This window comes from Psychrobacter sp. H26, from assembly GCF_059073035.1.
Window position 1 is genome coordinate 2,851,652 of sequence record NZ_JCACRW010000001.1, and the last position, 11,874, is coordinate 2,863,525.

The 11,874-nt window shown below is 44.6% G+C and carries 7 protein-coding genes; 5 read left to right on the forward strand and 2 right to left on the reverse strand.

Annotated features, from left to right (window positions below):
- Positions 1–155: 155 nt before the first annotated feature.
- Positions 156–3,959 (reverse strand): methionine synthase, encoded by a 3,804-nt coding sequence (metH, locus tag AC5JPT_RS11820; RefSeq protein WP_493858231.1) that lies wholly within the window; start codon positions 3,957–3,959, stop codon positions 156–158.
- Positions 3,960–4,551: 592 nt separating this feature from the next.
- Between metH and AC5JPT_RS11825 the strand changes: the two genes are divergently transcribed.
- Both AC5JPT_RS11825 and AC5JPT_RS11830 read left to right on the forward strand, forming a co-directional pair.
- Positions 4,552–5,106 carry a fasciclin domain-containing protein gene (locus AC5JPT_RS11825; RefSeq protein ID WP_319051748.1) on the forward strand — a complete coding sequence of 185 codons (555 nt, stop codon included), beginning with the start codon at positions 4,552–4,554 and terminating at the stop codon, positions 5,104–5,106.
- A gap of 420 nt (positions 5,107–5,526) precedes the next feature.
- The gene (locus AC5JPT_RS11830) at positions 5,527–6,141 is read left to right on the forward strand and encodes a fasciclin domain-containing protein (protein WP_319051747.1); all 615 of its coding nucleotides are present in this window, start codon (positions 5,527–5,529) and stop codon (positions 6,139–6,141) included.
- Between the two features lie 544 nt (positions 6,142–6,685).
- Here AC5JPT_RS11830 and AC5JPT_RS11835 read toward each other — a convergent pair.
- On the reverse strand, positions 6,686–8,224 hold the full coding sequence (locus tag AC5JPT_RS11835; protein WP_319051746.1) for an alanine/glycine:cation symporter family protein: 1,539 nt from the start codon (positions 8,222–8,224) through the stop codon (positions 6,686–6,688).
- 1,078 nt (positions 8,225–9,302) lie between these two features.
- Here AC5JPT_RS11835 and AC5JPT_RS11840 point away from each other — a divergent pair.
- The 3 genes from AC5JPT_RS11840 to AC5JPT_RS11850 all read left to right on the forward strand — a co-directional run bounded on the left by AC5JPT_RS11840 (position 9,303) and on the right by AC5JPT_RS11850 (position 11,849).
- Positions 9,303–9,929 (forward strand): LemA family protein, encoded by a 627-nt coding sequence (locus tag AC5JPT_RS11840; RefSeq protein WP_443527198.1) that lies wholly within the window; start codon positions 9,303–9,305, stop codon positions 9,927–9,929.
- 124 nt (positions 9,930–10,053) lie between these two features.
- Positions 10,054–11,232, forward strand: a complete 1,179-nt coding sequence (locus AC5JPT_RS11845) for a TPM domain-containing protein (RefSeq protein WP_493858232.1) — start codon at positions 10,054–10,056, stop codon at positions 11,230–11,232.
- Positions 11,233–11,300: 68 nt separating this feature from the next.
- Complete coding sequence (locus AC5JPT_RS11850; RefSeq protein ID WP_493858233.1) at positions 11,301–11,849, forward strand: TPM domain-containing protein; 549 nt, start codon at positions 11,301–11,303, stop codon at positions 11,847–11,849.
- The last annotated feature ends 25 nt before the right edge of the window (positions 11,850–11,874 follow it).

The following is an 11,874-nucleotide window of genomic DNA, read 5'->3' on the forward strand; positions in this document are numbered from 1 at the left end:
TGCTAGTAAATCATAAAAGTATTTTGCTATGAACGTAGCGATAAGTTTGCTGATAGTAAATAAAGGATGCGCCATAAAAAATGGCTTACCCATATTAGATGAGTAAGCCAAAAAACTATCAGAAATTATTTAAGCATTAACTGAATGTTGAAAACCTACAAATTCGGATTTAACCATTTCTCAGCCGTTTTTATATCCCAGCCTTTACGCTCAGCATAACTCTCTAACTGGTCACGACTGATTTTACCAACATTGAAGTACTCACTATCAGGATGCGAGTAATAGAATCCGCTGACCGATGACGCAGGCCACATCGCATAGCTTTCGGTGAGTGTCGTACCAATTGCCTCTACTGTACCGAGCCAGTCAAACAATTTGCCTTTTTCGGTATGCTCAGGGCAAGCAGGGTAGCCAGGGGCAGGGCGGATGCCGACGTATTTTTCTTTAATCATTTCCTCATTGGTGAGTGACTCAGTTGGCTGATAGCCCCAATACTCTTTGCGGATCAGCTCATGCAGATGCTCGGCAAAGGCTTCTGCGAGGCGGTCAGATAGCGCCTGTACCATGATGGCGTTATAGTCATCGCCTGCCGCTTTATAGTGCTCAGCGAGCGCTTCTGTACCGACGATAGAGACGGTAAAGCCGCCTAGGTGATCAGTATGCGTCTCTGATGGCGAGATAAAGTCCGCCAAGCTAAAGTTTGGCTTGCCGCTTACTTTGTCGCTCTGCTGACGTAAGTGCTCGAACTGATAGGTCGGTTTGCCGTCATCAGCAGGCGCATTGTCATAGACAGTGACGGTGTCTGCGCCAGTACGGCGAGCGGGCATGAGTTTAAACACGCCTTTTGCTACGATTGATTTTTCCTCAATCATCTTTTGTAGTAGCTCTTCAGCATTGTCAAACAGATCACGAGCCGCTTCACCCACCACATCATCTTGCAAGATTTTGGGATACTTGCCCGTCAGGCCCCAAGAGATAAAGAACGGTGTCCAGTCGATATAGGGCAATAGGTTAGTGATTGGATAGTCATCCAATATCACTTGTCCTAACTTATTTGGCACTGGTGGCACGTAGTTTTCCCACTCATACTGAAAGCCAATCTTGACCGATTCAGCATAGGTGACCTTGGCGGCTTTGGGTTGACGCTTAGCCAGACGTTCACGGACTTTGATATATTCTGCGCGGGTCTCATCGATGAGGGCGGTACGGTGCTCTTTGGATAGCAATTTGGTCACCACCCCAACTGAGCGCGAGGCATCCGAGACATAGATGACCGCATCGTTTTGATACTGCGGCTCGACCTTGACGGCCGTATGCGCTTTAGATGTTGTTGCGCCGCCGATCATCAATGGCAGGGTCATACCGCGCTCTTGCATTTGCTTGGCGACATAGACCATCTCATCGAGACTGGGGGTAATCAGACCAGACAAACCAATGATATCGACTTTCTCTCTGATAGCCGTATCGAGGATGGTTTCGCACGGCACCATGACGCCTAGATCGACAATGTCGTAGCCGTTACAGCCGAGCACCACGCCGACGATGTTTTTGCCGATATCATGTACATCGCCTTTGACGGTTGCCATAAGGATTTTACCTTTGACTTCGCCTTCGACTTTTTCCGCTTCGATATAGGGATTTAGCCATGCGACGGACTGCTTCATTACGCGGGCAGATTTGACGACTTGCGGTAAGAACATTTTACCCGCACCGAATAGGTCACCGACGATATTCATACCGTCCATGAGTGGCCCTTCGATAACTTCGAGCGGTTTGGGGTATTTCTCCCAGGCTTCTTTGGTATCTTCTTCGATAAAGGTGGTCACCCCTTTGACGAGAGCATGAGCGATGCGCTCTTCTACTGTACCCTCACGCCAGCTCATATCGACGGTGCTGTCTTTTTTCTTGCCGCCATCTTGGTAGTTTTCAGCGACGGTCATTAGACGTTCAGTCGCATCCTGACCTGTCTCACCTTGGTTGCGGTTGAGCATGACGTCTTCGATGGCATCACGCGCTTCTTTTGGAATATCATCGTACAGCTCCAGCATGGCTGGGTTGACGATACCCATGGTCAGACCGTTTTTAATAGCATGGTATAGGAACACAGAGTTAATCGCTTCACGAATCGGGTTACCACGGAAACTAAACGAAACGTTGGACACCCCGCCCGAAACCATCGCATTTGGTAGGTTTTCTGTGATCCAGCGCGTGGCATTGATAAAGTCAGCGCCGTAGTTATTGTGCTCGGTGATACCCGTGGCGACGGCAAAGATATTCGGGTCAAAAATAATGTCCTCAGAAGGGAAGCCTACTTCGTTGACCAGTACATCATAGCTGCGTTTAGATATTTCAATCTTACGCTCATAGGTGTCAGCTTGTCCGTCTTCATCGAACGCCATGACGATAACGGCTGCCCCATAACGCATACACAGTTTGGCGCGCTCAACGAACTCAGCGTGACCTTCTTTTAGCGAGATGGAGTTGACGACAGATTTGCCTTGCGTACGCTTGAGGCCTTCTTCGATGATGTCCCATTTAGATGAGTCAATCATCAGCGGTACACGGCTGATATCTGGCTCGCCTGATACGAGGTTGACAAAGTGAATCATGGCTTGCTTGGAATCGAGCATGCCTTCGTCCATATTGATATCGACGATTTGCGCACCACCTTCAACCTGATCGCGCGCGACATCGAGCGCCTCAAGATAAGCTTCGGTCTTAATCAAACGCAGGAATTTTTTGGAGCCTGTGACGTTGGTACGCTCACCGACGTTAACGAATAAGCTATCAGCATTGATGGTAAAAGGCTCAAGTCCTGATAAGCGGCAGGCAGGCGCAATCTCTGGAATGACGCGTGGTGGATAGTTTGCCACGACTTTAGCAATCTGACGGATATGTTCAGGCGTCGTACCACAGCAGCCGCCCACGATGTTTAAGATACCCGCTTTGGCAAAACCTTCGAGTAGGGCGGCGGTCTCTTCAGCGGTTTCGTCATACTCACCAAACTCATTGGGCAGACCGGCGTTTGGATGCGCAGAGACATAGGTATCAGCGATGTTTGATAGCGTTTGGATGTGCGGGCGCAGCGCATCCGCCCCAAGCGCGCAGTTAAAGCCAACGGATAGTGGCTTGGCATGGCGAATCGAATTGTAGAATGCTTCCGCCGTTTGACCAGATAGCGTACGACCTGAGGCATCGGTGATCGTACCTGAGATCATGATTGGTAGCTCAAAGCCAATATCTTCAAACACACCCGTGATCGCAAATATCGCCGCTTTGGCATTTAGCGTATCAAAGATTGTCTCAATCAAAATAAGGTCGACGCCACCTTCTATCAGGCATAAGGTCGCTTCACGGTAATTAAGCACCAATTCATCAAAAGTAATATTACGAAACGCAGGGTCGTTGACATCAGGCGATAGCGAGCACGTACGTGAGGTCGGACCGACCACACCCGCGACAAAACGCGGTTTCTCAGGCGTCTTGGCGGTAAACTCATCAGCCGCTGCGCGCGCAATCTTGGCTGCTGTTTTGTTCAGCTCAGGCACCAAGTACTGCATGTCATAGTCAGCCATCGACAGGCGCGTACCGTTAAAGGTATTGGTCTCGATGATATCCGCACCAGCCAACAGATGATCATGATGAATGTCTTTAATCATGTGCGGCTGAGTCAACACCAGCAGATCGTTATTGCCCCGTACGTCTTGGTTGATATCAGCGAAGCGCTCACCACGATAATCTGCTTCCTCTAATTTATAGGTCTGAATCTGCGTACCCATCGCGCCATCTAACAGCAGAATTCGTGACGTCATTTGCTCGATGATACGGGCGCGTGCTGTCAGCTGCTGTTCTTTATAAGGAAAGACAGCAGGCGGCGTCAGAATAAAGTCATCAGCAGATGACGAGCTAGAAGTAATGTCAGAGTGAAAAGAAGTCTGTGAGGTCATCGTTTGAGTCATAGTAGCGCTGCTTATATCGTCAATATTATAAAAGGAAGGAATAACAAATAAATAGAGTACAAAATCTAATAAAGAGGGGTAGGCAAATTCGCATTATTCTAGCATGAAACATATCGCCTACGTGGATACTGCCTATTCTACTTTTGCCATAGACAAGCAGTTTGACTGTGGCACTGCTTACAGCATGATATCGATTCTATGTCTTGTAGCATGATACTGATTCTATGTCGTATAAAAAATAAGAACAAATGAATATCATTTCGCTTAGAGCTTACATAAAGCTTTGGTTTTGCAAATGAAAGTCAACGGTTGTTCTTATAAGTGCGACAGAGTTTACACCTGTACTACAAAAAGTTGCGTAAAGGCAGGTTGATAGTTGCCTTATAAATGTTAATTTGATTTCAGAAAGATAAGGTCTTCGTAAGTTCTGCTTATAAGTAAAAATCGCTGTTTAGGTAGCTCAGATTAGGTAGCTCAGACAAATATTCGTTTATTGACATGAGTTACTATGTAAAACCAGCAGCTTGTATAAGAAACCAATGTGACCTGTAAAACTATAGCTAATAAATAATCAATCATTAAGGATAATGTTATGAAATTAACCAAACTTGCTACTATCGGTACACTAGCCATTTCTGTTGCTGGTCTAAGTGCCTGTAATAACATGATGCCAGCACAAAGCGCAGACATGAAAGCACCAATGCACAGCCAAAATATGGCAAAAATGAACGTCGTACAGGTTGCTCAGGGCAACTCTGATTTTTCAGTATTGGTAGAAGCGGTACAAGCAGCAGGTCTAACAGGCATGCTATCTGATCCTAACGCACACTATACTGTATTTGCACCAACTAACGCTGCATTCATGCAAGCATTGCAAGAAACAGGCATGACCAAAGCGCAGTTGTTTGCCAATAAGCCATTGCTAACGAAAGTTTTGGGCTACCACGTAGTCAGCAGCGATATGGCAATGTATGCCAAAGACGTCAAGCCAGGTAATGTCATGACTGCAAGCAAAGATACATTGATGGTTACCAACCAAGGTAAGTTAATGGATGAAAACGGTCGTACTGCCAATATCGTAAAAACAGACATCGCAGCCACTAATGGTGTTGTACATGTTATCGATAGAGTACTACTACCTAAATAAGACCAGTAAAAACACTCAAATTTTATAGTAAGGCTTGAGTAGTAGACAGCTATTATTTGATGAATTTATCATCGAATAATAGCTGTTTTAAGATTTAAGCAAGAACTGACAACGATTATTTAACCAGTATGACAGATGTATCTTGTAAGTATTGATGGTCAAAAACGTGTTCGTATTTTAAATATCGCAATAACCAATATACAAGTTGATAATGCTGTATACGTGATTGATACAGTGCCACTACTTAAGTAAGTATCAATTAAAAATTAAACCGTTAGAATTGTAGTTATTGATATAGTGGACATAACATTATGACTGATTGATTGGTCATATTTACAATATATCAGTCACTGTTATATTTATTGAAAACAATCCATTGTTAAATAAATGACGCACCCAATTATATAAAAGGAAATACCCATGTTAAAGAAGAACTTATTATCTATCGCAGTCGTAACAGCAGCCATGTCACTAGCAGCCTGTAACGATACTGAAACCGTTGCTGAGCCAGTTGAGCCTGAAGTTACCACTGAAGAAGTGGCTATGGAGCCTGTTGTAGAGACTGATCCAATGGTTGAAGCAGAGCCAATGGCAGATGATATGGATATGGAAGCGACGCAAACCATCGCAGAGCTAGCAGCAGGTAATGAAAACCTAACTATCCTAACAGCCGCGCTACAAGCAGCTGGTCTTGACAGCATGCTAATGGAAGACACTAAGTACACTGTGTTTGCACCAACTGATGATGCATTTGCTCCTGTACTAGAAAAACTAGGTGTGACCAAAGAAGAGTTGTTGGCCAATACAGACCTATTAAAAACAGTACTTCCTTACCATGTCGTAGCAATGGAAGTTCAAGCTGCTGATATCCCTTATGGTACTGATATTGAAACCGCGAATGGCAACACAATCTCTATCAGCGAAGATAACGTGATTACCGATGCTACTGGTGGTACAGCAAACATCACTGGTACAGACATCATGGCGACAAACGGCGTAGTACATACTATCGATGCAGTGTTGATGCCTGAATAAACTATTCTGTAATGTAGGTTAGTTTTATGATTCACATTTGGTAACGTTGAACCATAGAACTGATTTTACAGAGAAAGCCTAGCCATAGTGCTAGGCTTTTTTGTACTTATAAGATAAGGAACCTGTAGGATAAGGAAATAGTCGTCACGTCTCAAACATCTAGAGCATCATCTGATAATAAAAAAGCTACGAAAGTGCTTTGAGTGTTCAGATAACAATAGCATATATCAGAAAAATACTTGGCGTTGCTGTCACTCTAAGAAAAGATGAGCAGTTTTTCTGATATAAGCATAAAAGAGTAGGCTACTCGTTGGGCTACTGCAAGCAATTATTATTAAGAAACGTTTTATCAGACAAGGCTACTATCAGAGTAAAGTTTGCATACGGTTAAGGTTTAAACTTATCTAAACCTACTGCAATAGTCGTTACAACGGTATGTACGAAAACAAGACAACAAAAAAGCCCGAGACCATTGCCTCGGGCTTTTTATTAGAGTGAGCAGTACCTACTCTAAAACATACTATGCGTATTATCTACGTATATATTATTTGCGTAGTGGATCTGCATTCATTCTTTTTTGCTCTTCTAGATGACGCTCTTCCCAGTAAGGTGCGTTTTTGATACCGAATTTAGCAGGATCAAAACTATAGCGTTTTACGCCAGCTTTACGCTGTGCTTCGTAGTCTTTAAGCATGGTAAGGGTTGGACGTGCCACAATGAAGATAACCAAAATACCAACAATGTTGAGCCAAGCCATAAGACCAACACCGATATCACCAATTGCCCAGATGTAACCAGCTGAGTTTAGACCACCATAAGCAACCATTGCCATGATCAAGATCTTAACCAAGAATAGACCTGTTTTATGCGCACCGCGACCGATGAAGCGAGTCAAGTAAGTGACGTTTACTTCAGCGATGTAGTAATAAGCTAGGATAGTTGTAAAGGCAAAGAAGAATACAGCGACAGCGATAAAGGTATCACCGAATGAGCCGTATACTGATTCCATTGCCATCTGCGTAAAGGCAGGCGCGTTGATTTCAGTAGTCGCTGCAACGTTTTGAACGATGAACTGACCATCAGGTAGCGTACCTTGGATGTTGTATGTACCCATCGTTAGGATCATAAAGGCAGTAGCAGAACATACTAACAGTGTATCAACATATACTGAGAATGCCTGAACCAGACCCTGCTGTGATGGATGCTCAACTTCAGCAGCAGCAGCAGCGTGAGGACCTGTACCTTGACCCGCTTCGTTAGAGTAGATACCACGTTTTACACCCCAACCAATCGCTGCACCAAAACCTGCTTGTGCAGTGAACGCATCACCAACAATCATACCAAATACTTGTGGGATCATACTGAAGTTAGCGAACATGATGATCAACGCTAGAACGATATAGCCAAGTGCCATGAAAGGTACGGCGTACTCGGTAAAGGTTGCAATACGCTTAATACCACCAAAGATGATGATACCTAGTACGACTAAGATAATAGCTAGTGCCACTAGACGCATAGAGCCAACTTCTAGGCCACCAACGTTCATGATCGTACCTTCGCCCATTACCTGTGCAAACGCACTGATAACACCGTTCGCCTGTACACCAGGTAAGAACATACCACAAGCTAAGATAGAAGAGATTGCGAAGAGGATGCCGTACCACTTTTGACCAAGAGCACGCTCAAAGTAATAAGCAGGGCCACCGCGATATTCGCCAGTTACCACATCTTTTTCTTTATAAATCTGTGCAAGGGTAGACTCGACGTAGGCAGTAGATGCGCCTAAGAAGGCCACAACCCACATCCAGAATACAGCACCTGGGCCACCGAAGCCGATAGCAGCAGCTACCCCAGCGATGTTACCCATACCCACACGTCCTGCGAGGGAAACGGCTAGTGCCTGAAATGATGAAATACCTTGTGCACTAGATTTACCAGTGAATAGGAGTTTGATCATTTCACCGAATAGACGCACCTGAACGAAGCGCGTCATGATGGAATAGAATAGACCAGCACCCAAACACAGATAGATCAGTGCTGGGCTCCAGATAATTCCATTTACTAAGTTAACTAAACCTTCCATATATATATTCCTAGTACTGTCTTGAGGTGGCTCTGTATGCTAGGAGTAAACTAACTGGTTAACTTACTTATCTAAGTTAAGCAGTTAAATTATCTGCATTGACTCATATCTTTATTAGTTAAGTCTCATACGTGCTTAGCCACCAAAAATGGACTGTAGTTGTCTGTATTTATCCGCTTGGCTTATCGACAATAAAACCATGTGCAGAGTACTTATCGTCGATAGCATTAATATCAGCTGCGTTTGTAAATGTTATACAGCATTAATTCGTGCGGTGTCCTATCATCACGCTATGAATGAGATGAGTCATCAGTTAACCCGCGGATAAAACAGGCGGTTATATAATTAAATACTCGTCATGATGATGGTATTCAATTTGCTATGAGCCATTACGATTGACTACACTGCTGATATGGCGAATTGATAGCATTAGAAGAGATTTGGTGGCTGGTTGACGTTTTTATGTCTCAGCTACCAACTCGCTAATACGTATCAAACTATAAGTCCACTACCAAATGTATTCAAACCGTACGGCTACGTAACTGCAATTTGCCATATTTTTATGCTAATTACTAGAAATTTCTTTGTAGAGAGCAGATATATTCGAATTTTATTTGATAGATACATCAGCAAGTTTTGGTTTAGATATAAATAATTGTTTGTATACATACAACTTTTCGTCTATCTGAACCAGTTTACTAACCTACCAATCTATGTACAGTCGCAAAATTAGATAACTGGTGACGTACGTGGTTGTGTTTTGGTAACGGTCAATTGTAAAAGCTTTGCGATAGCGCCATTATTATCATGACATCCTGTAAGCTATCGACGTTGTTAGCGGATTATCAATATATAGAAGCTGTCGATATATGGAAGTTATCGATGTGGCTGCCGATAATATTGTCGATAAGAATAGCGAGTTTTGCGCATATTGTATTTTGACTGCTTATAAACAGTCGCCTCGATACAAAATACAAAAAATATGTGACTGCTCGATGATTATTGGGACATATACGCAAAAATTATTAAAAATGGGTTATTAGATATTTGTTATTTATCATTATTAGGAGAAACAAAGATGACGCGCAAATCAATTATGAAGCCGATGTTGCTAGCAGCACTATTGACAACCTCTACGGTCGGTCTAAGCGGTTGTGGTTATAACAACTTACAGGCGCAAGATGAACAAGTAACAGCGTCGTGGTCAGAAGTGGTCAACCAATATCAGCGTCGCAGTGATTTGGTGCCAAACTTAGTCAAGGTTGTACAGCAGTATGCTGAACAAGAGCAAGAGGTCTTCACCCAAGTAGCTGAAGCTCGCTCACGTGCTGGCGGTATTACTGTGACACCTGAAGTGCTCAATGATCCAGAAGCAATGGAGCGTTACGCTGCGGCGCAAGAGCAGATGACTGGTGCGCTATCACGTTTAATGGCGGTATCGGAGCGATATCCTGAACTAAAATCAGATGCGTTGTTCCAAGATCTGCAGGCGCAGTTAGAGGGTACAGAAAACCGCATTGCCGTATCTCGTAATCGCTACATCCAGGAAGTGCAAGGTTACAATACGACGGTGCGACAGTTCCCAACCAATATCACGGCAAAAGTATTTGGCATGGATACCAAGCCAAACTTTAGTGTTGCTAATGAGGAAGCTATCTCGACCGCACCCAGTGTCGACTTTGGAGATTCTGCAGCAGCAGAGTAGTACTGGTTAAAAATATACAGAATAGAGCGGTGTATGCCGCTCTATTTATTTAGCTGATGACGTAATGACGCCTAGCTAATGTCTATCAATCTGTAAAAATGTCATTTGAGGTGGTATAGATTAGATGAATAATTCAAAAGCAATCTTATCAGCATTATTGTTTACACTGAGCATCGGTGGAACATCAGTGCTACATGCTGCACCAGGCGATGATGTTGGCAGTGCTGCTGCGACAGATAGTAGCTCAAATCTACAAAACCGTAGCGTTGAAGATCTGGTAGCCATTGCAAAAGTAGGAGAGTCCAACGAAGCCATCAATGATGCAGTGTTGAACAATGATGCCATTAATGGTGCGATCTTAGGTAATGATGCTATCAATCCAAGCGCGGCGAATGATGAGGCAATAGCTGAGGCGCAAGCCCAACCACCAGTAACTTCAAGCGCCCAGAGCGTCGATGCCGATAAACTCATACTCAATGAGCCAGTTGTCGATCAGGCCAATATCCTAAATCCACAAGAAAAACAGCGCTTAGAGGCGCAGCTGAGAAATATCTATCAGCAAGGGTTGGCTCAAGCAGCAGTTGTCATCGTACCGACGACCAATGGCTTACCTATATTTGATTATGCTTTGCAGGTTGCAGAGAAATGGGAGCTGGGTGATGAGGCTATCGATGATGGCTTGCTCATCGTCGTCGCAGTCAATGATCGAGATATGTATATTCTAACGGGTTATGGGCTTGAGGGCGTGCTACCAGATGCGGCAGTCAACCGTATCATTCGTGAAGACATCACACCACTGTTTAAACAGAACAACTACGGTGGTGGGATACTGGCAGGTGTGGATGCGCTCAAAACACGTCTGAGCGCTGATCCTGAAGTGCTGGCACGTGCTGATGCACAAGCTGCAGAGCGTAGCGCTCAGCAAAGTTCAGAGGAGATGCCATCTCCTATTTTCTTATTTATCATGGCGATGATATTTGGTAGCTTTATCACTAATATCCTAGGCCGAGTATTTGGCTCGATTGTCACGGCAGGTGGATTTTTTGCTGGTTCGTTGGCATTAGGCGGCGGCTTCTTTATGACGCTGATCATGGCGATATTTATATGGATGTTCTTGATTTCGCGTGGCGGCGGTGGTGGTAAAGGCGGCGGCGGTAAAGGTGGACGCAGAGGTGGTATGATCTTCTTGCCTGGTATGGGCGGTGGAAGTGGTGGCGGCTTTGGCGGCGGTGGTTTTGGTGGTGGCGGCTTCGGCGGCGGCGGCGGTGGTTTTGGCGGCGGCGGCGCTGGTGGCTCGTGGTAAGTGCCCATTAAGTTCTACGTAATAGACCAAAACAACCATCAGAACGATGTATTTGAGGAAACAATATAATGGCAGAAAACCATGCTACAAACTCCGTTTCAGCTTCTAGCTCAACATCCAGCTTTGCTCGCTGGTGGCGTCAGGTCTTGTTTGTCCCTTTACTACACAGTAAGTGGCTAACAGCAGCAGCTCGGGCACGTCTCACAGAAGCAGTGACACAAGCTGAGCTTGGACACCGCGGTGAGGTTTTTTTGATTGTAGAAAACCATTTGCCTATTCAAGATGCCTATCACATGGATTGCCGAGAGCGTGCGATTGATTTATTCAGTGAGTATCGCGTCTGGGATACTGAAGAAAACACAGGCGTTCTAATTTACGTCAATATCTGTGAGCATCAGCTAGAGATTGTCGCTGACCGCGGTATTAGTGCTCACGTTAGCCCGACTGTCTGGCGTGCGATGTGCGAAAAGGCAGTATCAGGTATTGCCAGTCAAAAAACAGAAGAGAGTTTGGCTGACTTACTCGATGAGGTAGGACAGCTACTGCGTCAGTATTATCAACTAGAACATGACCCGGCAGGCAATGAGCTGTCTGATACCGTAGTATTTTTAAAATAGCAGTGACCTGTAAGCTGTATATACG